This is a genomic window from Klebsiella quasivariicola, from assembly GCF_002269255.1.
Classification (GTDB): domain Bacteria; phylum Pseudomonadota; class Gammaproteobacteria; order Enterobacterales; family Enterobacteriaceae; genus Klebsiella; species Klebsiella quasivariicola.
Genome location: NZ_CP022823.1, coordinates 1860451 through 1884684, shown reverse-complemented (window position 1 = coordinate 1884684; position 24234 = coordinate 1860451). Strand labels below are relative to the sequence as shown.

General features: G+C 39.9%; 19 protein-coding genes and 2 pseudogenes. 6 read left to right on the top strand and 15 right to left on the bottom strand.

The features are described from left to right. The first annotated feature begins 181 nt into the window (after positions 1 to 181). Both B8P98_RS09425 and B8P98_RS09420 read left to right on the top strand, forming a co-directional pair. On the top strand, positions 182 to 559 hold the full coding sequence (locus B8P98_RS09425; RefSeq protein ID WP_004198893.1) for a GtrA family protein: 378 nt from the start codon (positions 182 to 184) through the stop codon (positions 557 to 559). After that, positions 556 to 1314 (top strand): annotated as a pseudogene (locus tag B8P98_RS09420) (glycosyltransferase family 2 protein); the annotation flags it as partial. The gene B8P98_RS09425 and the pseudogene B8P98_RS09420, both read left to right, overlap by 4 nt. A 57-nt stretch (positions 1315 to 1371) precedes the next feature. On the opposite strand, the gene B8P98_RS09415 reads toward B8P98_RS09420, so the two are convergent. Continuing rightward, complete coding sequence (locus B8P98_RS09415; RefSeq protein ID WP_015958259.1) at positions 1372 to 2340, bottom strand: IS5 family transposase; 969 nt, start codon at positions 2338 to 2340, stop codon at positions 1372 to 1374. Positions 2341 to 2374: 34 nt separating this feature from the next. On the opposite strand from B8P98_RS09415, the pseudogene B8P98_RS09410 reads away from it, so the two are divergent. Both B8P98_RS09410 and B8P98_RS09405 read left to right on the top strand, forming a co-directional pair. Beyond that, positions 2375 to 2602 (top strand): annotated as a pseudogene (locus tag B8P98_RS09410) (glycosyltransferase); the annotation flags it as partial. Position 2603: 1 nt separating this feature from the next. Continuing rightward, on the top strand, positions 2604 to 4064 hold the full coding sequence (locus tag B8P98_RS09405) for a glucosyltransferase domain-containing protein (protein ID WP_095032920.1): 1461 nt from the start codon (positions 2604 to 2606) through the stop codon (positions 4062 to 4064). Positions 4065 to 4133: 69 nt separating this feature from the next. Here the strand turns inward: B8P98_RS09405 and B8P98_RS09400 are convergent, their stop codons facing one another. From B8P98_RS09400 to rfbA, 7 genes are all read right to left on the bottom strand, one after another. Then, complete coding sequence (locus B8P98_RS09400) at positions 4134 to 5342, bottom strand: glycosyltransferase family 2 protein (protein WP_040241566.1); 1209 nt, start codon at positions 5340 to 5342, stop codon at positions 4134 to 4136. Between the two features lie 95 nt (positions 5343 to 5437). Continuing rightward, a complete protein-coding gene (locus B8P98_RS09395) occupies positions 5438 to 6580 on the bottom strand; it encodes a glycosyltransferase family 4 protein (protein ID WP_025987645.1) in 1143 nt (380 codons plus the stop codon). Continuing rightward, positions 6581 to 7474, bottom strand: coding sequence for a glycosyltransferase (locus B8P98_RS09390; RefSeq protein WP_095032919.1), 894 nt, complete (start codon positions 7472 to 7474; stop codon positions 6581 to 6583). Next, entirely contained in the window at positions 7471 to 8625 is a 1155-nt protein-coding gene (gene rfbD / locus B8P98_RS09385) for a UDP-galactopyranose mutase (RefSeq protein WP_095032918.1), read from the bottom strand. Before rfbD ends, B8P98_RS09390 begins: the two co-directional genes overlap by 4 nt. 15 nt (positions 8626 to 8640) lie before the next feature. Next, a complete protein-coding gene (locus tag B8P98_RS09380; RefSeq protein ID WP_095032917.1) occupies positions 8641 to 10536 on the bottom strand; it encodes a DUF4422 domain-containing protein in 1896 nt (631 codons plus the stop codon). Between the two features lie 15 nt (positions 10537 to 10551). Then, complete coding sequence (gene rfbB, locus B8P98_RS09375) at positions 10552 to 11292, bottom strand: O-antigen export ABC transporter ATP-binding protein RfbB (protein ID WP_002912371.1); 741 nt, start codon at positions 11290 to 11292, stop codon at positions 10552 to 10554. Further along, positions 11292 to 12059: an O-antigen export ABC transporter permease RfbA gene (rfbA, locus tag B8P98_RS09370; protein WP_002912373.1), complete on the bottom strand. Its 768-nt coding sequence runs from the start codon at positions 12057 to 12059 to the stop codon at positions 11292 to 11294. Before rfbA ends, rfbB begins: the two co-directional genes overlap by 1 nt. Positions 12060 to 13101: 1042 nt before the next feature. On the opposite strand from rfbA, the gene B8P98_RS09365 reads away from it, so the two are divergent. Further along, on the top strand, positions 13102 to 14106 hold the full coding sequence (locus B8P98_RS09365) for an NAD-dependent epimerase (RefSeq protein ID WP_020956640.1): 1005 nt from the start codon (positions 13102 to 13104) through the stop codon (positions 14104 to 14106). A 399-nt stretch (positions 14107 to 14505) separates the two neighbouring features. Then, complete coding sequence (locus B8P98_RS30420; protein ID WP_142381963.1) at positions 14506 to 14628, top strand: small membrane protein; 123 nt, start codon at positions 14506 to 14508, stop codon at positions 14626 to 14628. Positions 14629 to 15050: 422 nt separating this feature from the next. Here B8P98_RS30420 and ugd read toward each other — a convergent pair whose 3' ends face one another. The 7 genes from ugd to wbaP form a co-directional block, all read right to left on the bottom strand. Continuing rightward, entirely contained in the window at positions 15051 to 16217 is a 1167-nt protein-coding gene (ugd, locus tag B8P98_RS09360; RefSeq protein ID WP_095032916.1) for a UDP-glucose 6-dehydrogenase, read from the bottom strand. A gap of 245 nt (positions 16218 to 16462) precedes the next feature. Next, complete coding sequence (gndA, locus tag B8P98_RS09355) at positions 16463 to 17869, bottom strand: NADP-dependent phosphogluconate dehydrogenase (protein WP_015583919.1); 1407 nt, start codon at positions 17867 to 17869, stop codon at positions 16463 to 16465. A gap of 175 nt (positions 17870 to 18044) precedes the next feature. Beyond that, positions 18045 to 19064, bottom strand: a complete 1020-nt coding sequence (locus tag B8P98_RS09350) for a polysaccharide pyruvyl transferase family protein (RefSeq protein ID WP_095033621.1) — start codon at positions 19062 to 19064, stop codon at positions 18045 to 18047. Positions 19065 to 19123: 59 nt separating this feature from the next. Next, positions 19124 to 20656 (bottom strand): oligosaccharide flippase family protein, encoded by a 1533-nt coding sequence (locus tag B8P98_RS09345; RefSeq protein ID WP_095032915.1) that lies wholly within the window; start codon positions 20654 to 20656, stop codon positions 19124 to 19126. A gap of 56 nt (positions 20657 to 20712) precedes the next feature. After that, positions 20713 to 21603: a hypothetical protein gene (locus B8P98_RS09340; protein WP_095032914.1), complete on the bottom strand. Its 891-nt coding sequence runs from the start codon at positions 21601 to 21603 to the stop codon at positions 20713 to 20715. A gap of 12 nt (positions 21604 to 21615) precedes the next feature. Further along, complete coding sequence (locus tag B8P98_RS09335; RefSeq protein ID WP_095032913.1) at positions 21616 to 22596, bottom strand: glycosyltransferase family 2 protein; 981 nt, start codon at positions 22594 to 22596, stop codon at positions 21616 to 21618. A 99-nt stretch (positions 22597 to 22695) separates the two neighbouring features. Next, positions 22696 to 24126 carry an undecaprenyl-phosphate galactose phosphotransferase WbaP gene (wbaP, locus tag B8P98_RS09330; RefSeq protein ID WP_095032912.1) on the bottom strand — a complete coding sequence of 477 codons (1431 nt, stop codon included), beginning with the start codon at positions 24124 to 24126 and terminating at the stop codon, positions 22696 to 22698. Between the last annotated feature and the right edge of the window lie 108 nt (positions 24127 to 24234).

Genomic DNA, 24234 nt, shown 5'->3' with positions numbered 1-24234 from the left:
CGGTTATAAAACCGCCATTAATTACTCTTTCTAAATGAACCCTTCACGCAGCCCTCGAAATACTCCCCCAATATCCTTTACAACCTAATATTTGAGATGTGAATTGGATTCACATGACAGATGTAGTTTGTTAGAATGCTGCCGCCTTTAACATCCAATTGGAACACTAGCGGAGTATATAATGCCAAGTTCAGGCCCATTATGGCAACTAATGAAATATGGGTTAGTTGGGATAGTCAATACACTAATTACGGCAGTTGTAATTTTCCTGCTAATGCATTTGGGTCTTGGCATTTATCTGTCCAATGCGATGGGTTATGTTGTAGGTATTGTTTTCAGCTTCATAGCAAACACAATATTTACATTTACGCAACCAATTAGTATCAATAGACTCATAAAATTTTTATGTGTTTGCTTCATTTGTTATGTGGCAAATATCATTGTCATAAAAATATTCTTCGTTTTTATGCCAGAAAAAATATATTCAGCACAAATCCTTGGGATGTTCACATACACTATCACAGGTTTTATTTTAAACAAGTTCTGGGCGATGAAATGACAACCTCAACTGATATAAAAAGCACTCCTTCTTTAGCTATTGTGGTACCTTGCTATAATGAACAAGAGGCTTTTCCTTTCTGTCTCGAAAAGCTTTCGAATGTACTAAATTCATTGATAGCCAGAAATAAAATTAACAACAATAGTTATCTTTTGTTTGTCGATGATGGTAGTCGTGACAATACTTGGGCACAAATTAAAGATGCCTCGACCGCTTATCACTATGTGCGAGGAATAAAATTATCAAGAAATAAAGGACATCAAATTGCCTTAATGGCAGGGTTACGCTCGGTCGATACAGACGTAACCATTAGCATCGATGCGGATCTACAAGATGATGTAAATTGCATCGAAAAAATGATTGACGCTTACAGCCAGGGATATGACATAGTATACGGCGTAAGATGTAATCGAGACAGTGACACTTTTTTTAAACGTACAACAGCTAATGCATTTTACGCAATAATGTCCCACATGGGTGTAAATCAAACTCCAAATCATGCAGATTATCGATTATTAAGTAATCGTGCGTTGGAGGCGCTTAAACAATATAAAGAGCAAAATATATATTTACGTGGATTAGTGCCTCTTGTGGGATATCCCTCGATCGAGGTGCAATATAGCCGTGAAGAGAGAATTGCAGGCGAATCAAAATATCCAATTAAAAAAATGCTTGCGCTGGCTCTCGAGGGAATTACCTCATTATCAGTTACACCGTTACGAATTATAGCCATGACAGGTTTTATAACTTGCATAAGGCTTTGTTGAATAAATCAGATTTCGGGTAAGTCTCCCCCGTAGCGGGTTGTGTTTTCAGGCAATACGCATGCTTTCAGGCATACCTGCTTTCGTCATTTTGTTCAGCGCTCGTACCAGGGCCATAGCCTCCGCAACCTGACCATCGTAGTCACGCAGCGTCAGTGAACCTCCGAACAGCTGTTTTACCCGGTACATCGCCGTTTCCGCTATCGAGCGACGGTTGTAGTCTGTTGTCCATTTCCACCGCGCATTACTCCCGGTCAGCCGCTGATTCGCAACAGCACGGTTACGGTCTGCATATTCACCGGGCCAGTAACCCGCGCCTTTTCGGGGCGGGATAAGCGCGCTGATTTTTTTGCGGCGCAGTTCATCGTGACAGAGCCGGGTGTCGTAAGCGCCGTCTGCCGATGCTGCCCTGATTTTTCTGTGAGTCTGCCGGATAAGACCCGGGAAGGCCTCTGAGTCCGTCACATTGTTCAGCGACAGGTCAGCGCAGATGATTTCATGTGTTTTACTGTCAACGGCGAGATGCAGCTTACGCCAGATACGGCGGCGTTCCTGGCCATGCTTTTTGACTTTCCACTCGCCTTCACCAAAGACCTTCAGCCCGGTGGAATCAATCACCAGATGCGCGATTTCACCCCGGGTGAACGTTTTGAAACTGACATTAACCGACTTTGCCCGCTTACTGACACTGGTGTAATCCGGGCAGCGCAACGGAACGTTCATCAGGGCAAAAATGGAATCAATAAAACCCTGCGCAGCCCGCAGGGTCAGCCTGAACACGCGTTTAATGACCAGCACAGTCGTGATGGCAAGGTCAGAATAGCGCTGAGGTCTGCCTCGTGAAGAAGGTGTTGCTGACTCATACCAGGCCTGAATAGCTTCATCATCCAGCCAGAAAGTTATGGAGCCACGGTTGATGAGGGCTTTATTGTAGGTGGGCCAGTTGGTGATTTTGAACTTTTGCTTTGCCACGGAACGGTCTGCGTTGTCGGGAAGATGCGTGATCTGATCCTTCAACTCAGCAAAAGTTCGATTTATTCAACAAAGCCCTTGCATAATATCTACCATCGCAGCGATTTATGCTTTAATTCAAAAAACAACTGGTACTACAGTTGAGGGATGGACATCAGTCATGATCGCTATATTCTTTCTTGGCGGTGTGCAAATGCTTTCCTTAGGTATTATAGGTGAATATGTCGGCAAAATTTATATAGAGACAAAAAATAGACCTAAATATTTCATTGATGAAAGCGTAGGTAATGATAGCAATGGAAAATAACATGCAAAATCTGATCAATCCTTTAGCAGAGGGAAATAAAAAAAACGTTTACATTTTTTATTTCTTTTTGCTTATGTTAACATTTTCACCAGTAATTTTCTTTTCATATGCATTTTCAGACGACTGGTCCACATTCTTTGATGCTATAACAAGAAACGGCTCTTCTTTTCAGTGGGATGTCCAATCTGGTCGTCCCGTTTATGCTGTGTTCCGTTACTATGGGCAAATGCTAATTAATGATATTTCTTCATTTTCGTATTTGCGACTTTTTAATATATTAAGTCTTGTTGCCTTAAGTGGCTTCATTTACAACTTCATAGACAGCAGAAAAATATTTGACAACCTCGCGTTCAAAGTAATATTTCCGCTGTTAATTTGCCTACTCCCTGCGTTTCAAGTTTATGCTTCATGGGCAACATGTTTCCCATTCACTATTTCAGTGTTGCTTGCAGGTATTAGTTATAATAAATGCTTTCCACATTCGAAGCAGCGGTCGTCATTGCCAGAAAAATTAGCATCCATTGTTGTCTTATGGGTGGCATTTGCAATATATCAACCGACAGCAATTACGTTCTTATTCTTTTTTATGCTTGATAGTTGCGTAAAAAAAGAAAATAGTTTAACTGTAAAAAAGGTTGCGACATGTTTTATCATTTTAGTTATTGGTGTTGCAGGCAGTTTTATCATGTCAAAAGTATTTCCTGTCTGGCTATATGGGGAATCATTATCGAGAGCTGAGTTAACCGCAGATTTCGGTGGAAAAATGAAATGGTTCATAAATGAATCACTAATAAACGCTGTAAATAACTATAACATACAACCAGCAAAAATATATTCCTGGTTCTCCGCGTTTGCAATTTTAATCGGCTTATATACTATTTTGATGGGAAAATCAGGCAGATGGAAAACGTTAATAGTCATAGCGATCGGGATCGGTTCCTACGCTCCAAATTTAGCGACAAAAGAAAATTGGGCAGCATTCCGCTCGTTAGTGGCCTTAGAACTTATTATATCAACTCTATTTCTTATTGGCATAAATAGCATTGTCAGTAGACTACTTAAGCAAGCCTTTGTCTGGCCTCTTATCGCTTTAACAATTATGATAATAGCTCAGTATAATATTATAAATGGATTTATTATTCCTCAACGCTCTGAAATTCAGGCACTTGCTGCGGAAATAACTAATAAAATACCTAAGCATTATACAGGAAAATTAATGTTCGATCTCACAGATCCTGCTTACAATGCCTTTACAAAAACACAGAGATATGATGAGTTTGGGAATATTTCATTAGCAGCACCCTGGGCGCTCAAAGGTATGGCTGAAGAGATCAGAATTATGAAAGGATTTAATTTCAAACTATCTAACAACGTTATAATTTCTGAGACCAATCGATGTATTGATGATTGTATGGTTATCAAAACGTCAGATGCAATGCGAAGGTCCACGATAAATTATTAGTAATTTCTGTGCCGCCCTCATTTTTTATGGGGGCACTATAACAGTAATCATAAAATACGCTTTTAAATACTAGTCTTTGCTTGAGAGTAGTTTAAGAAACTTTGTTTGTACAGTCTTTAGTTCTTCATTGTAATTTTCGAGAATTTTATTATCTGCTTTAATAGCTAAATTCTCCCTATTCATAGAAGCAATCATTTCGTCCTTTTGTTGAAGCTGCTGTTTTATCTCCTCAACTTCGTTTTGTAAGGTCAAAATATTTCGTTGGGCATCCTCTAATTCATTAAGAACCCGATCTTTTAATGAAAAAAGATACTCTTCAGCAGACATATCAGCGATTCGTCGATAAGCAGAAAGAATAAACTCATCATAAAAGTCTTCATTATTGATATCAAAACTGCTGATGAATAATTTGACATCTTGAAACAGTTTATTAAAGGCTTCACCCGATAGCGTATTTAAGTGCCACTCAAGGAATACGACAATGTAATTATAAAAATCCCTTTGTCGCTTTTGCATCATGCCATTTTTAAAAAGAAAATCCCTTAGAGCAACAAGTGCATCAAGTGCGCAATGATAGGAAACGGAGCGAGTTGAAGACAATGATGTTTTTCGATTAATCGTATGAGCAATCAATATTTCATCAAGAATAGTTACCTTTTCGGCACTAAGCATAGATGCACACACAAAAAACAGATCATTTGATGTTCTTAAATCTTGGTAGCTCAACGAGTGCTGAATAATAAATTCACGTCGGAATAGTTTGTCCCATGGCCACCATATAAATGCCCTGAAAAAGTCTCGCTCAATATCTCCAGGCGAGAAAACTGCTTTTTCAGGTAATAAATCTTTTCGAATTGAATCTGGCATTGGAGCATACTGGAGAGATTGTAGATTAAATGAGCGGCTTCTGCATACAACGATATCTGCCCCTGATAGCTCCGCACAATCAGACATGTGCTTCAACATGTTCGTATCGACATAATCATCATCATCAAGAAATATTATATATTCTCCCTTTGCTTCTGAAAGACCTATATTACGTGATATGCCAGCTCCAATATTTACAGCGTTATCAATAATTCGTATTCTTTCATCGCTGGATGCAATCTCCTTAAGGATATTTAATGTATTATCACTCGAATGATCATTGATTATTATAATTTCAATTTCATACAATGACTGTGAAACAATGTTTTTTAGAGTATCTGCAATATACTCTTCGGCGTTGTAAACAGGAATAACGACCGAAACAATTATATCACTTTTTTCATGAGCCATAAAAATCCCATTAGTAGTATATTGAATTACATTATATAAACATTACTATTATCAATATGAAGGTTTTTCACAATAATAAATGTGAAACTTACACATCATCGAACTACATCATGATATATTTGCAATGTTTTATCGATAATCATAACACTTGAAAATTTATCTTGTATACGTTTCCTCCCCTTAATACCCATTTCAACGCGTGCTTTAGGATTGCTAAGCAAAAAGGCAAGTTTATCAGCCAGCTCTTCAGGTGAATTGCTTTTAACAATAATTCCATTATCGTTATCAATAATAAGGCTATCACAACCACCAACATCATAAGCAATACAAGCGCGACCCACAGAAGATGCTTCCAGAAGAATTCGCGGAACACCTTCAGAATAAACTGACGGCAAAGCAACGATATTTGATTGCTCAATAAGATCGCAAACGTTATTCGAACGACCTAACCAGTTAATTAATCCTTGCTGATGCCAATTTTCAATGACCTGAAGGGAAATTGCATCTTTATCATTTTCGACCAGAATTCCAGCAACATTCAAAGTAAAGTGAATATTCTTACTGCGTAATATTTTCTTCGCCTCAATTAAGTCGCCCAGTCCTTTACTCCACAACATACGGCTGGCAAACAATACAACAGGGACATCGTGATTCTGTTCAAGAGAATATTTGTATATCTCTGGATTAATGCCTGCACCATCAATAACAATAGTCTGTTGTTCTTCGAGTCCAACCAACTTAGCCAGTTTTTTTCTGTCACGGTCATGTTCAAACATAAATATACAGCGCTTATTACTGGCAATATATTTATATGCAGCAATAGTAAACTGCCGCAATAATTTTAAAGGCATGCTGTCTGAAGAAAATACTCTTCCAAGCCCAACAAAACTTACGATGACCGGCAGATTAAATTTCTTCGCGAGCACACCACCAATCAAACATGGTTTGATAGTGATGCAATGCAAGAGATCCGGTTTTATATTTTTAATAATTTTTTGCACATCATGGTAAGTACGAAAGAAAACTAATGCATTAAAAGATTGAGCATCAAGAGTAACATTATGGCAAATAAAGCCGAATGTTTTGAATTTATTTATTATATTGTCATCAATAAAATGGCTGATGATGTGAATCTCATAACCTGCATCACGGGAGGCGATGGCACGATCGATCCAGTGTAAATCGAAGTACCAATCCGAATTTATGAAATAACACAATTTTCTCATTGCTATGCCCACTTAATGATACTTACCACTAATACCTTTTATGCCATGTGAAATTCCACGAAGAATAAATTTCATATAGGAATATTTTTGACGTTGCCATGGCAGGATTAATATATATTTTAGGATGCGTATCGCTATCGCTGAATTGCTATACACGCCATTTTTCTGGAATATTTTCTTCGACAGGATCAAATTACGGCATAGATAGTAAACCTTCCATTCAGGTGCAATAAGTTTGCCCTGAATACTCACATCATGATAAAAAAGCAACTCCGGGCTATACATAATTTGCTCACCAGCTAATGATAGCTGATAGCCAAAGTAAAGATCATCAAAGTAGATAAAGAGCTGTTCGCGAATGTAGTCAAGACTGGTCTCGAGCAGATCACGATGTATGACCATCCCAACAAATGAAACCGTTTGTACGAACATAGAACGATTGGCTGCCGGGATAAACTCTGCAGGGTAGCGTAAATAGCGTACAGTGTCGCCAAGGGAAGTTGGCACACGCGAGAACGGCATATTCATCGGACACGGTTTTCCTTGCGGATCTTTCACCAGTCCACTAAATACCCGACATCCCCGCTTATCCAGCTGTGAAAAGGACTTCAACGTGTCTGGATAGGGGTAAGCATCGTCATCGTAGAAAAATACCCAATCACTTGCCAGCTGTTCACAGATATACTGACTACCGGTTTTAAAGCCCCCCGCCCCACCGGTATTCTCGGTGAGGGTTAATACAATGACTCGTGTATCAACAATTGACGAAAGCCAGGCTTGGGTCCCATCCGTGGACCCGTTATTGACAATAACAATATTAGTGAATTCAAGTTTGAGGGTCTCTTCAACGGTTTTTTTCAGTTTACCGAGCCGATTGAATGTCACTATCAATGCCGTATATTTCATCGTACAGAAACCGTAAACACAGGCATTGGCTGATTTTCAGTGAGTGAATTTAAATAGACTTCTGCCGTTTTCAATGCTTCGGCGATGGTCACATCCATATCAAGGTAACGGTAGGTTCCAAGACGACCGACAAAAGTGATATTGGTTTCATTCTCGGCCAGTGACAAATATTTTTCAAGAAGAGCCATTTCTCCCATCTGACGAATAGGATAGTAAGGAATATCATTTTCTTCGCAAGCACGGCTATACTCTTTATAACAAACAGAGCCGTCGTGTTGTTCCCAGGGAGAAAAATATTTATGTTCAGTGATGCGAGTATAGGGCACATCCACAGAACAATAGTTCATCACTGCGCAGCCCTGGTAATCACCCTGATAGGTAAACTTTTTAAAATCTAATGTTCGATAGCCCAGACGGCCATATTGGTAGCCATAAAACGCATCTAATGGACCGCTATAGAATACGTGATCGTAATGAGTTCGCTCTTCAACGATAAATTCCCGCTGTAAGTCAATCTTGATATTCTCATGATTGAGAATGGACTTAATCATCTGCGTATAACCACATTTCGGCATGCCCTGAAATTTGTGGTTAAAATAATTATCATCATAGTTAAAACGAACAGGAAGACGTTTAAGAATAGATGCGGGCAGTTCCGAGGGTTGCATCCCCCACTGTTTAATCGTATATCCTTTAAAAAAGGCCTCATATAACTCTTTACCAATAAAGCGTAACGCTTGCTCTTCAAAAGTTTGTGGATCAGCAATAGTGCTGTCCCCTTTCTCAGCAATGAGCGCTCTGGCCTCATCAGGAGAACAAGTTTTTGAGAAAAACTGATTGATAGTATGCAAATTAATAGGTAGGGAAAATACCTGACCATTAACTGTCGCTTTAACCCGGTTCACATAGGGCATCATCTCTGCATGCTTATTGACATAGTTCCACACTGTTTCATTGTCAGTATGGAAAATATGGGGCCCATAAACATGTACCATCACATTCGTTTCAGAGTCGCGTGCATCATAGGAATTTCCCCCAATATGATTACGCTGATCGATAATGTGGACTTGATGTCCCTTCTCAGCAAGTTGGCGACCGATAACTGCACCAGAGAAGCCAGCACCTACGATCAATATTTTTTTACTTTTCATCTGTTGTCTCTTTTATTATCCAAGAATAGCACGGCGTACTTTGTAATAATATTTAGTCATCATGTTTCTTCTTGACGTGCCTATTGGTGCATATTTATTAACATAAGGCATCAGTACGTTCTTGATTTTGGTCTGGAACAAGATTTGTTGTTGCTGCTCGCTATGGGTTAAACCAATCGAAGCCGCTAACGACATCTGACGTTTATAGATTTCCATCTCCCATGGAGTGTTAACGATGTTCTCAATAAAGTCGTCATAAAAATCGACTTTTTCGGTATTCCATGGTTTGTTCTCACCCGCATAATGAATCATTTTAGGCTTCTTGCGAGCTGCTAAAAATTTCATATACGTTGCAAACTTAAGATTAGGGAAGAAATCATCCGTGTTGCCATTACCATGATAAACGTTCCACTCTAATGGCAGAAATGTGACTCGAGAGTAGAATACTTTATTCATGATATCCTGGTCGAGGAACCAGTATTTCTTTGCCTTTAATACCCGCATCAATTCAGCAAAAATATTTTCTTCGACCATTTGTTTGACATTAAAAACAATAATCCCTGCCTGAAAATATTCATCAGGGTTATTCATGTTTAAGGTTTTCTGTAAATATTCGCCTGCCGGCATAACGCCATCATCTGATGCCGACATTGCAGAAAATTTTACAAAACCTTCCATGACGATATCCTTAACCGCTGCAACTAAATTATTGCCCAGAGGGATATCAAGCAGTTCACCCAGGTCAGCCTTTACAACGGTATCCGAATCAATAAATACGACTTTATCGTATCGTCTGAACAGTTGAGGAATAAAAAGACGGGCATACGTTGATGCGCTAAAATGCGCTCGGGTATGCACACCGTTAATTTCAGTGAAGGCATTAACGTCAAAAAAACGAAGAGAAATATTCGGATGAGCAGAGGTTAGATTTACCAACCGCGTTTTATTCAAATAGCTAACTTTGTTTTCGAGTACGACGATATCATAATTTTTATTTTTGTCCGCATGTCGGATAATGGAATTAATTAATGCGCCACCGCTGATTGCGTAATTATCATCGAAACTGATAACCACTGGAACCGCAGAATCAAAAACTGGATTCAGTGCACCATTGAATGTTTCATTGCTGACAAAGGTACGCTGTAATTCTTTTACCTTAAGCTCACCATCTTGTTGCAGCTTAATTATGTAAATATTAAACAGCCGTTCAGCTATATGCCCAATAACGCGTTTTTCCTGGGCATTATAATTGTTCATCGAGATGGCATCTTCGAGATTATCCAGAATGGAAAAGAGCCACTCAGAATAGTCAACAAAAATATCTTTGCGCATGACAAACATATTTGTGTAATAGCCATCACTGGCATCATTAAACGTTTTTATTGCCGTGCTATACTCTGGATATAGTTTTTCAACGATGGCAATGGCAGCCTGATAATCACGAATGTGTAAGTATTCACCTCGTTCATAGTGATCGTAATTATTTTTACTTCCCGCCGCAGTGACAGACCATTTTTTTGGCAGCAAGATGTCAATACCTTCGACACACCGTTGAATTGTTTCTTCGTTTAATCCAAAGATCTTCTCATATTCTTCATCAATGCATGGGTGGTTCACGACCCCCCAGGTATCCTCAGAAAAAGTTTGTTTTTCGGAAAAATTAAGATGACGGCGATAGTGCATGAAACCGACATAGTCTGCCAGCTCTTCGTTTTTCCAAACCCAATAATGCGCAGTTAGTTCGCAATAAAACGGATTCTTAAAGGAAATATTATCGCCACTGTCATCTCCTGGACAACCAATTTCATTACAAGAATTGGCTTTGCCGACATGCAGAGGTTTGATAATTGCAGCATTAAGAAAAGCACTAGGCTTATGGTGGCTGGTATAGATTTTAACGCTATTGTTCATTATATTACCCAATGATTAAGCCATTGCTTGCTTGTACAGTTCAATGATTCGATCGGCAGACCCCACTTCTCTGAGTCTATGATTTTCGATCCAGATGACTCTATCGCAGATTTTTTCAACGTCACTCATATTGTGGCTAACAAAGAGTATCGTCACGCCTCTTTTCTTAAAATCTCTGATGGTCTGAATACATTTAGCCTGAAAAGCGATATCACCTACTGCCAGAACTTCATCAATAATTAAAATATCCGGTTCAACCTGACTGATGACCGAAAAACCTAACTTAGCTAGCATTCCGCTTGAATATACTCTGATGGGCTCGTCGATGAATTCTCCAAGTTCCGAAAATTCAATAATACGTTCCATACGTTGCTGGACCTCTTTACGCCTAAGGCCCAGCAGAGTAGCATTCAGGTAAATATTCTCACGCCCGGTAAGTTCCGGATGAAAGCCTCCGCCGAGTTCAAGCATCGATGCCACCCGTCCTTCAGTGGTGACGGTTCCCTTAGTTGGCTTAATCACGCCGGCAACCAGACCAAGAGAGGTACTCTTTCCTGCCCCATTACGTCCAATCAGGGCAACAGCCTCACCTTTGCCAACTGTAAAGGATACGTCTTCGATAGCTAAATATTTCCGCCCCTTCAGCAACTGAAAAGCGCGTTTCGGATGGAAAATTAAATCTTTGATTCCTGAGCCAATATGATGGTACAGAGGATACTCTTTTGTAACATGACTGAAGTTAATAACTGGGTGCATTACAAGATCTCTGCAAATCGATATTTTAATTTATTGAAAATAGACAAACCGACAACCGTCAAAATGATTCCCGTAAAATAGAGTATAGAAATATACTCATAATTAAGAGTCCCATTCATGAATAAATCACGCCAACTAAGAATCATACTCGCTAGCGGATTGTAGGTAATTATCCAGCTAAATTTTTCCGGAATCATATCAGACGCATATAAAATCGGCGTACAATAAAACATCAGCATAATCCCCAGACTTACAAAGCGCTCCAGGTCACGGAAAAACAGATTCAGCGTTGAAAAGATGATTGAAACACCAAAGGTGAAAATCACCTGGCCAATAGCAATGAGAGGTATACCCCAAACCCAGGACAAGGACGGCGTCATGCCATAAACAAAAAGAAAGACAACAATAACCGGGATGGTGCAAAGAAAATGCAACCCTTCCATCATCACATTACTTAGCGGAATCACGGACCGGGGAAAAACTGTCTTCTTGATAATTTGAGCGTTAGCGATGAATGAAAATAATGAGTTAGTGGCCGAACTGGCAAACCATTGCCACGGAAACAAGCCGGTAATGAGGAAAACTGTATAATTTGGAATTTGTACTCTCATTACCAGCTTAAATATAAAATAATAAATCATGGCAAAAAGCAATGGATTTGCTACTGACCATAAATAGCCTAGCATGCTGCTCTTATAGCGCACTTTTAGATCTTTATTTGTTATCACAACAAGTAAATCAAATAAATACCCTAAATTGTACTTCATCTTTATACTCATAAATTATTCTGCAAATATCCACTGAATGAGTTAGTCATACCAGGTCTACCTCGCCGATCCTGTCAGGCTCAACAATCGAGAAACTGACTGCTTTGTGCTGCGGGCAAAGTTTATCAGGTCAGCTGCCATTCATCGACTGCAACCAATGATTTGAACGGAAGCGCAAGCGACACCCCAGCCATAAACGATAAAAACCCTTTTAATTCAATAAATTAAAAAATCACCTTATGTTTTCTTCCACGCTACCGCCATTGGCTATCGCAACCAAAATGCGTGATCCACCGAGTTTTTAGCACTCACATCCGTTCAAACCGCACTGCAGATGGCATTACTGTTTAGTACAGCCATGCATCTCGTTACCTTAGCTACAAAAAGGCTTTACTCTGGCGTTTCCCTTCTCCGTTAGCTATCAGGACTTTCTCATTTCCGCAAGCAGCATGCCTGGCGTAGCACTCCCCTCGCCTGCTCATCACGCCCTTACATGCAAAAGAACCATCTAAGGACAGCATGAAATTCGAAATAATTTCTTGCATATTAATAACAACTTTTGGTGATGATTTATCAAGCAATACCTAAGTCTGCTAAATAGAACGGCAGCGTATTATAACTCTGCAAGTAAGGAATTAAAGTAAAAATCCGGTGCATGGCTTTTTCAATGTAAAAATGGACACACTTTAGACGATATCATGGCATTATCGCTAAATGAGCTCTCGGCAAACAAACACACCGGGCAAACTAAAGTAACCATCTTTACTCTACGAGGCCAGACCGCGTCTAAACCTCGTAATACTCGATAATACCGAAGCAAACACCCAACCCATTGTTTATATTGGGTTTTATATTATTTTCAACTTCTGAATGTCTTAATGTCTTTCGCGAATGATAATTAATTACATGACATTTACTCTCTGACGCCGCTGTTTACAGGTACTTGCATATCTTGTCATGGTAAACCAAGTGATCCCAACCGCAAGCCAGTGTAAAATCGGCACTTATGTAGAACGGGATATCCACACCCCGGAGGAAAAATATGAAGTTTTTGGTCACTGGTGCCGCAGGTTTTATCGGCTTCCATATCGCGCAGCGCCTGTTGAATGAAGGGCATGATGTTGTCGGAATCGACAACATGAACGACTATTATGACGTCAGCCTGAAGCAGGCCCGTCTGGATCGCCTGGCTTCTCCGGCATTCCATTTCCAGCAGCTGGATCTGGCCGACCGTGAAGGTATGGCAAAGCTGTTCGCCACAGAGCAATTTGACCGCGTGATCCACCTGGCCGCCCAGGCCGGTGTGCGCTACTCACTCGAAAACCCGTATGCCTACGCAGACGCTAACCTGATGGGGTATCTGAACATTCTGGAAGGCTGCCGTCATACCAAGGTGAAACACCTGGTGTACGCCTCCTCCAGCTCGGTTTACGGCCTCAACCGTAAAATGCCGTTCTCCACCGAAGATTCCGTCGATCATCCGGTCTCCTTGTATGCCGCCACCAAGAAAGCTAATGAGCTGATGGCGCACACCTATTCTCACCTGTACGGCATCCCGACCACCGGGCTGCGCTTCTTTACAGTGTATGGTCCGTGGGGTCGCCCGGATATGGCGCTGTTCAAGTTCACGAAAGCGATGCTGGAAGGAAAAAGTATCGACGTTTACAACTACGGCAAAATGAAGCGCGACTTCACCTATATCGACGACATCGTCGAGGCGGTGGTTCGGGTGCAGGATGTGATCCCGCAGGCCAATGCCGACTGGACCGTTGAGAGCGGTTCCCCGGCCACCAGCTCCGCGCCGTATCGGGTATATAACATTGGCAACAGCTCACCGGTGGAACTGATGGACTACATCACCGCCCTGGAAGAGGCGCTGGGAATGGAAGCGCAGAAGAATATGATGCCGATCCAGCCGGGCGATGTGCTGGACACCAGCGCAGACACCCAAGCGCTGTATGACCTGGTGGGTTTTAAGCCGCAAACGTCAGTGAAGGAAGGCGTGAAGAACTTCGTGGAGTGGTACAAGGATTACTATCAGATCTAATCCCCCTGCCCTGCCGCAATCGTCAGGTTGCGGCAACTTCTTGCAACTACTCTGCATACTCTTACGTTATGTGAATCAACTGCAGCTGCATTACGTTATATATAATATTTTATGCTATAGCATATTTTTTTACCCTTTAGTTGGCCTAACTGAAACCAGTTTCATCCAGCCTTTGTTAAAAAAGCAAATCTCCACATGCCACAGTACTGCACTTCGGCTGTATCCATGCCGTTTCCAATCGAAAAAGTAGCATGAAATACTGAGTAATAAAAAACATTACACTCTGTAGGAATTTTCCTAAATCCAGGATATGTTATAGCAAGCCATGCTACAGAACAAAACTGGCGCATTGCTTATCAAGCTAATAATTTAATCAACATACGCTATGTGGTAGATATTATGGAAAACCTATTTTTCTTAGTGGTGGCTGCCATACTACTTGCTATTTCCGTTTATTTTTTAATTTCTTATTTAAAAGACAGAAAAAAAACGAAACTGACGTTGAATAAACGTAAGTGGTAAGGCTGGCTTCATATTACAATGACATTAAGATAATATTAAGAGATAAAATAACTTTATGACAGAATGACTATTCATTCTGTGATTTGCCATGGCATAAAGGCATGAGAAAAGCACTCTTGGCTGGCCATGCTCATCATTTTCCATGCACACAGAAATAACAAAAGCCTGCGTTGCAGGCTTTGTTTTACCTCCCGGCGCTTATCTCCGGCATCTACATCACAGTGACGGTAGCTCTTCACAAGGTAAGTTTAACTTATCGGACCTGTACTGCGCCCGCAACGGGTTTCGTACAAGATCGTAATGTCCATCACAATTTACTGAGGTTAATCTGAATGTGCGAGAAATACGCGTAGTGAGGGATAGAGCGGGGAGATAAAGAAGCATACTGGCGGCAGGGAGCCGCCAGTGTCAGACCGGCAGAATTAATCGTTGCCAAACAGATCGCGGGTGTAAACCTTATCCGCGACATCCGCCAGCTCTTCCGCCATACGGTTAGAGATGATCACATCCGCCTCTTGTTTGAAGGCAGCCAGGTCGCGCACAACGCGAGAGTTAAAGAACTCATCTTCCTGCATTACCGGTTCATAGATAATGACCGGAATACCTTTCGCCTTGATGCGCTTCATGATGCCCTGAATAGAAGAGGCGCGGAAGTTGTCCGAACCACTCTTCATGATCAGGCGATACACACCCACCACTTTCGGCTTACGAGCGAGAATAGAATCCGCGATAAAGTCTTTACGGGTACGGTTAGCATCGACGATAGCCGCGATGATATTGTTCGGGACCGATTCGTAGTTCGCCAGCAGCTGCTTGGTATCTTTCGGCAGACAGTAGCCGCCGTAGCCAAAGGACGGGTTGTTATAGTGGTTGCCGATACGCGGATCCAGGCATACCCCTTCGATAATCTGCTTGCTGTTCAGCCCCTGGCTTTCAGCATAGCTGTCGAGCTCGTTGAAATAGGCAACGCGCAGCGCCAGATAGGTGTTAGCGAACAGTTTGATCGCTTCCGCTTCGGTGGAGTCGGTAAACAGGGTTGGGATATCCTGCTTGATCGCGCCTTCTTTCAGCAGATCAGCAAAACGTTCGGCACGCGCAGAGCGCTCACCGATGACAATACGCGACGGGTGCAGGTTGTCGTACAGCGCACGTCCTTCACGCAGGAACTCAGGAGAGAAAATAACATTATCAATCCCTAAACGTTCTTTGATGTCGCGGGTGAACCCCACCGGGATGGTCGATTTAATGATCATCACCGCGTTCGGGTTGATCTCTGTAACATCGCGAATAACCGCTTCCACCGTAGAGGTGTTGAAGTAGTTAGTTTTGGGATCATAATCGGTCGGCGTGGCAATGATCACGTAGTCGGCATTACGATATGCGTCGTGCTTGTCCGTGGTGGCCCGGAAATTTAACGGTTTTTCTGCCAGATATTCCTGAATCTCTTTATCGACAATCGGCGACATCTTCTGGTTAAGCATATCGACTTTAGATTGTAGGATATCCAGCGCAACCACTTCGTGGTTCTGCGCAATCAGGATGCCGTTCGATAAACCAACATAACCGGTACCGGAAATAGTAATTTTCATTCGATCACACTTTAATCAGTTAACTGGACGGCGGCATAGTAGCCACCCTGTAATCAATACTTCTGGCGGTTTTACTCTCTGTCCTGATGCATGTCAAGAAACAGACCAGGGATGGTAGAGAGCAAGTAGCAGAGCTTTAATATGAGGCAAACATTCTTAACAGAATGTATTCAAAATGAGAGATATTTATAGAAAAATCCCGGTTATTTAATAACCGGGATTTGATTACCGTTGATCAGAAACGATTATTCCATCCACTCAGTATGGAATACGCCTTCTTTATCAGTGCGCTTATAGGTATGGGCACCGAAATAGTCGCGCTGAGCCTGAATCAGGTTAGCCGGCAGGACTGCAGAACGATAGCTGTCGTAGTAGGCAATGGCAGCAGAGAATGTCGGAACAGGGATGCCGTTCTGAACAGCATAAGCCACGACATCACGCAGTGCCTGCTGATATTCATCAGCAATCTGTTTGAAGTACGGCGCCAGCAGCAGGTTGGCGATACCCGCATTCTGCTCGTAGGCATCAGTGATCTTCTGCAGGAACTGCGCACGAATAATGCAACCGGCACGGAAGATTTTGGCAATCTCACCGTAGTTCAGATCCCAGTTGTATTCATCCGATGCAGCACGCAGTTGGGAGAAGCCTTGAGCATAAGAAACGATCTTGCCCAGATACAGAGCGCGACGAACTTTCTCGACAAACTCAGTCTTGTCACCAGCCGGTTGAGCTTTTGGCCCCGACAGGACTTTAGACGCTGCAACACGCTGCTCTTTCAGTGAAGAGATGTAACGCGCAAAGACAGATTCGGTGATCAGGGACAACGGTTCACCCAGGTCGAGTGAGCTCTGGCTGGTCCATTTACCGGTACCTTTGTTGGCCGCTTCATCAAGAATCACATCAACAAGGTATTTACCTTCTTCATCTTTTTTAGTGAAGATGTCTTTGGTGATATCAATCAGGTAGCTGCTGAGCTCGCCTTCGTTCCACTCGGTAAAGGTTGTTGCCAGTTCTTCATTAGAAAGCGCCAGGCCACCTTTCAGTAAAGAGTATGCTTCCGCGATAAGCTGCATATCGCCATACTCGATGCCGTTATGCACCATCTTGACATAGTGACCAGCACCGTCAGCACCAATATAGGCGACACATGGTTCACCGTCTTCGGCGCGCGCAGCGATCTGCTCAAGAATTGGCGCAACCAGCTCATAAGCTTCTTTCTGCCCACCAGGCATGATAGACGGGCCTTTCAGTGCGCCCTCTTCCCCACCAGAAACACCGGTACCAATGAAGTTAAAACCTTCAGCAGACAGTTCGCGGTTGCGACGAATTGTGTCCTGGAAGAAGGTGTTACCCCCGTCAATGATGATGTCACCTTTGTCCAGATATGGCTTAAGAGAATCGATCGCACTATCAGTGCCAGCGCCTGCTTTCACCATCAACAGGATGCGGCGTGGAGTTTCGAGAGATTCAACAAACTCTTTAACGGTATAATGTGGGACCAGTTTCTTGCCCGGATTCTCGGCAATCACTTCTTCGGTCTTTTCACGGGAGCGGTTGAAAACAGAGACGGTATAACCACGGCTTTCGATGTTGAGCGCAAGGTTGCGCCCCATCACTGCCATACCGACAACCCCGATCTGTTGCTTGGACATTACATACTCCTGTCTGGTGTGATCACTGCGACGCGTTCGCAGTTTAAAAATAACATTATGTTAGCTTAGATCTTGGAAGACACATAGCATAAACTATATCATTCTCTTGTAAGAGAGGTACTTTTCGACAAGCAATTTTGCAAATACAATTTATGAAAAGAGCTTATACACAAAATCATGCTTTATACTTTTTAATTTTATCAATACAAGACATAAGTTTACTTACGTTTTCATAAAAAACATCATCACTGCTTAAAAAGGGTTGTTTAGCCTTACAAGATTCAAGCATTTTAACGGCAGACTCAATATATTTTACATCTAACTTGTTGCGAGTAGCCTCCCCGAAGGATAATAAAATTTGATCTGGAATCGTAGATATCATCTTCTTTGCAATCTTATTATATTTCGGCCACCATATTTTACCTTTATACTTTCTCTTATTATAAAAATCGGTAAGAGCGGACTCAAGAGTTAAGTCCTTGATATGATAATTCTCACCATAAAGGCCCAGACCTTTGCTGCGAAGTGACTCGCGCAAACTACTACTACCTAAGACAATTGGAGAATAATTCTCTTTTATTGTTTGAGTCCAATCTAACCATTTGAAGGTATTGATCTGAGGAGATGTGATTAAAGGAATCCATGGAACACGCATCGCGTCAGCAATAATAGCAGCATGCATTGCATCTGCTAAAACCATTTTTGCTCCCCGTATTTTATTTATAACAAGCTTAGCATCCCATTGTGGATTTACAAATTCAACACCAGCCTGTTCGCACACATGCTGCCAGTTTCCAGTTAAAAGTGCATGATGATGTGGTATGAATATTACACCACTTCTTTCGCTTTCGGATAATGGCTTAAACTCCTCAAGTGTATTCAATAAGGCAGCTCCATCGGTTATATATTTATCTTGAGGCAATCCGAGTACTTTAGCACTCAAAGGTCCTCTAACAGATAAAATATCCCATGAGTCATCACCAAAATTAGCAGGTGGATTCCCGTAACCAACTCCACTAGAAAAAACAATCCACTTATTAGTCTTAGGCATTGCTGTATTTATAATAGTTCCGATTCCTGACATTCTAACAGAATCATCTTGATCGAAAAAGTCTGGAAGGAGAGTATCCCAAAGCCACGAATTCAAATCATCACCGAAATTACCAACAACATCTTTATAATAATACAGTTTCATTATAGCTCCAAAAAAAAGAAAAATATTCGCCGTGCTAAAAATGGCCCTAAAGCACAAAGTTATTTCCTTTCGCGCAAGGTATGGAATTTTGAGGTCAATACAGATAAAACAATCTTCTTCTCAACATTACTTACTACAAAAACCAAAGCAAACATCAAATAAATAAAAGAGTAAAAAAAACACGTGAGTAATATCGAAAATATTCCTTCAGGGGAGATCACTCCATTAATGTAGTACGAAACAGCATAAGTTGCAACTGCTGAAAAAACACATGGTAAAACAATCTTAAAAACAAAACCAATAAAGTCGAAGCTTGTATACCTGGCAAGAAAATACGACCTTAGAAATAAATTTATAACTGCCGTTATTATCAAAGGAATATATGCACTAAAAGGAGGGAAACCTAACTTAAAAAGTAAATATGAAAATGGCAGACTAATAAAAACAAAGAAACTGACAGTCAATTGATAAACCTTTATTTTTCCAACCGCCTGCACACCTGCAATTATGCTAGAAGAAAAACTATCAATTAACGCAACAACAATAACTAATCGAACAAATCCTATTGTGTAAGGTGGAATGCTAACCAACCACAAAGACAATAACTCCTTCGTACATATAAGCACCGGGCCTGATACTAAAAAAAGAAATGAGAATGTATATTTTGAACAGTACGTTACCAAAGTAAGATATCTTTGTTCATTATTCTCCGCATAAGACTTAAATATCTGTGGTCGGATTGCTGATACTAGCGACTGAGATAAAGAGTTAATAGCATTAAGTATAGTTGATGATAAAGCATAAGCAGCATTAACAGTGGTTGCAAAAAAAACATTGATTGCAATATTAATACCTTGCGTTCTACAAACATATGCAAAATTACCAAATGTATTCCAAAATGAAAACATTGTAATATCTTTGATAATCTTCCGACTTAACACACCTCCTTTGAGAGACAAAGGAAAGCTTTTAAAGCAATAATATACATATATAGAGAAACTCGTCAGAGCAGACAGCAGTAATAATAAAGAATATACGATCAATTTATTATAAGGTATCGCAATAAGAGAAAATGAAACAATAAGTTTTGACAAAGAATCAAATATTGTCATATATGCATAGAAAGACATTTTCTCATGCGCTAATACAATTGCATTGAAAGGCGTCTGAATAATTGAAATAAATATTGACAATAATGCTATTACATATATTTTTTTTGCTACAGCTAACGCATTAACATCGATTGTAAGCAGATGTTCAACAACATAATCTCGAATTAGAAGCAAGAGAAGACAAAAAATCATTCCGCCAAGAAAATAGATCAAGACACTATTTTTTATTGTGTTACTGACTGCGATATAATCATTGTTTCCTAAATTAATAGATATGAATCTTTGCACCGAGTCGTTCATTGCAGATACAATAAAAACAAAAAAAGCAACAGTGCCATAAATGACGCTAAAAAGTCCATAATCCGATACACCAAGTTGGTGTAAAATGACTCTGGTCGTGTAAAAAGCGATAAGTAAGGAAAATAATGTTCTGGTGGCCAGAAAAATTGTATTCTTCACTATGAGTTTGTTTTTAGACATACTCTTCTCATGATTATTTGAAGTGATGTTTTACAGCACCAATAACTTTAAAACAATTAGTTATCAGCATAAATTGCAGTCATATCATCACTTGAATATGTATTATTTATCTGTATATCATTCTGATTATCCCACACATTAGCATTCATCAACCCTAAATGTTGTGTATTATTAATGGTAAGAAAATGTATGCTTCGATTAGTTAATTGCTTTACTTTATAACCATTCTTATAAGCTATATAATGCAACCAAATATCATCAGCTTTTGGGCATTTATCTAGAAATGCCTCGCCTGCCAATTTTAAACACTGTTGAAAATGAAGAGGATAAATAACACCTGAAACACCAGTTGCAAAATATCTAATGCTTTTATTAGTAACTGAACATGGTTTCCATTTATTATATGAACAGAACTTTCTCTCATCATTAAAAGTTATCTCATGTGCACGATGACAAATTATTTCCTTACGCGAGAGACTAGCCTTCCGATAAAGATTTGAAAGCCAATATCTTGGGTATATAATATCATCATCAGCAGTTACAAGGTAATCTTTAAGTATCTCACTAGAAATAAAAGGATAGTATTTTGTGTGAGGACCATAGTTTTTAGCCATTTTCACCTCTACTCCTCGTTTTATGAGCCGATGTAGTGATAATGGTAAGTTATTAAACGTATCTATGTTATCCAACCATAAAATAACTCGAGAAGGCACATCTTTCCCATCAAGAATAGATTCTATAGTGATATGAACGCTATTAATTCTATCACCATGCGTGGTTAAACTAACAACCACATCTTCGAGAACATTCTTTGAGTCATTAAGGTTTAAATTTGATACCCTATTTTTCTTTTCTAGTTGCTTTGTTTTGAGTAAAGAAAGCACAGGTTCTTGAAAATGAAACGAATAGTAACGATAGCATCTTTTGAAAAAAGTACAAATTTTCATTAAATGTGATTCTCATTTTTTAATTAAGCGAATGATTTTTTTTAGTTTCTTAGATAGCTGAACAAGTCCAATAGATAGCTTGGTGTTAAATGTATATATTTTTAGGATTACATACGCCAATGCATATCTGTCTTTGAGCTCCTTTTTATGCCGTTCAACCATTTCCAAACTTATTACGGATTGGGGGCTTTGCGCAGCAAACGCATTGCCACAATCTAATATTGTTTTATAAACCTGACATAAAAAGTAATACTCTGCTATGGAATTTGCTCTTTGATCTTGGTAATTAGTACTGACATAATCATAAATAAACTTTGAGGATTGGTACCTACCGAGATATGACTGTACTGTTGGGGCAGAGGTTAAGCTATTCTCCCGCAAACGGTAACGATATACAATATCACTGGTTGCATAAATCCTGTTTGCACGATTTATCAACTGAAGCAAGAAAACACCATCTTCACCATAATTCGAATCTCCGTAATAAAATTCGGAAGTGAAAATTTTAGCATTAAAGAGTTTCCCCCAAATATAGAAATTATTATATTTAATCGAATCGGTTAGAAAATCTAGATTAGACGTGTATAACTTATCACCCCACCTAAAATGCCATTCTTCAATAGCATCACGCTCCGCCAAATGACTTCCTGAAACAATGTCACAGTGGTTGCTACTCGCTATATCATAAAGCTTATGTAGTGTATCCGGGAGGATACTATCATCGCCATCAAGGAAAAATATAAACTCTCCTTTTGCTTCTTTAATACCCAGTGGTCTTACGGTCACCACTCCACCGTTTGGCTTATTTAATACTCTTATTCGTTTATCTTTTTTTATATACTGTTCAAGTATCTTACCCGAAGAATCGGTACTTCCATCGTTAATGAAAATAAACTCGGAACTCTCAAGATTTTGTTTTATAAGTGATTCGATGCACTCAGGAAGAAACTTTTCAATATTATAAACGGGAATAATGACACTTACCTTACACATTCCTACCCCTCATGAATAAATCCATTGGCCCCATAGCATGTGAAATGAAACAACTAACAGTTTGCATATAATAAAGGTACTATTAATATTTATAACCGCTTAATAGGCGCCATCCTTTTTCACTACTACCCCTATAGTTTTAAATAATATAGCAATATCATTCCACATTGACCAATTCTTAACATACCATGCATCCAGGTAAACACGTGTTTCATAATCAACATCACTTCGACCACTAACTTGCCATAGGCCAGTCATTCCCGGTTTACCAAGTAAGTAATAATCCACCTCATCGGAATAACGTTCAAGTTCTGCAGTAATGATAGGCCTTGGTCCAACTAAACTCATTTCACCTCGGAGTACATTAAAAAGTTGCGGAAGTTCATCCAAGCTTGTTTTGCGCAAAAACTTACCAATACTTGTAACACGCGGATCATCTTTAAGCTTAAAAGTTGCATCCCATTCAGCCTTCGCTTGGGAATCTGATTTCAATAGTTCTTCTAAAACTTCTTTCGAATTTATGACCATTGAGCGAAATTTTAGGCATTTAAATGGTTTACCATTCTTTCCAATTCGTTCATGTCCATAAATTGCTGGACCTTTATCGCTTTTTACTTTATATGCTATATATGCAAGAAGTGGTGAAAGTGCACATATAATAGACAATGAACCAACAATATCAAACGTGCGCTTTAAAATTCGAGAAGATAATTTTGCTAAATTTTGATGCACTCGAAATATCATGACTTCATGACTAAAAATAAAAGACATATCAGTACTATCCAGCGGCATTCCGCGCAATGTTGGAATTACAGATACATATCTAAAACCATTAATCATAAAGTAGCGAAGCCAAGCATTACGAATATTTCCTTGACTAGTCTCTAATGCAACTATGAACTGTGTTCTTTTATCTACATATTCTGGCAAGGTTGCAGGACTGCAACAAATGACTGGAATATTACTTATTGACTTGGTGTCACTGGTTCCCTCTTCTACTGCAATGAAACTTATAACATCAAAACCTAAATTTTTCTCACTATTAATAGCCTTCCAGGCTTCAAAAGCGTTGTCACCATTACCCACTATGATAGCCTGTCGCTTCCATAATCCACTTCTATCAAGAATTTCTTTTGTTAACATTCTGAATGTTGGCACCAAAATGACAACAGAGATCCATGTGACTACCCAAGCTATTCTGGAGAACTCCCAATGTGCAAATGCCATAACAGCAATTTCAATAACGGCAAAAATAACTAACGTTCGCAGAATTTCTTTCAATTCGAACCAGAAAGTTTTACGATAAAAATAGTGTCGTAAACGTATTGAATACCATGCGACACAGCATCCACCAAGACATATGTGAAGGAAAATCCAGTCATTAATATGTGAATTTAAAATAATGGTTTCAGCGTCAGAAATTGCAAATTTTGACAATGGTACCGCAAAAAATATTGCAATAGTAAATCCGATAAAATCGGACAGCGCTAAAGATGCACCTGTCCAGAAGTTGCGGGCTAAACGAGTCATAGATCCTCACTATATACTCTGATAAAATGTAGTATGGATATATTATCAGCATCAGAATAATTATTGATTTATAAATAAGTGATTATCCATACAATCATTTATTAATAA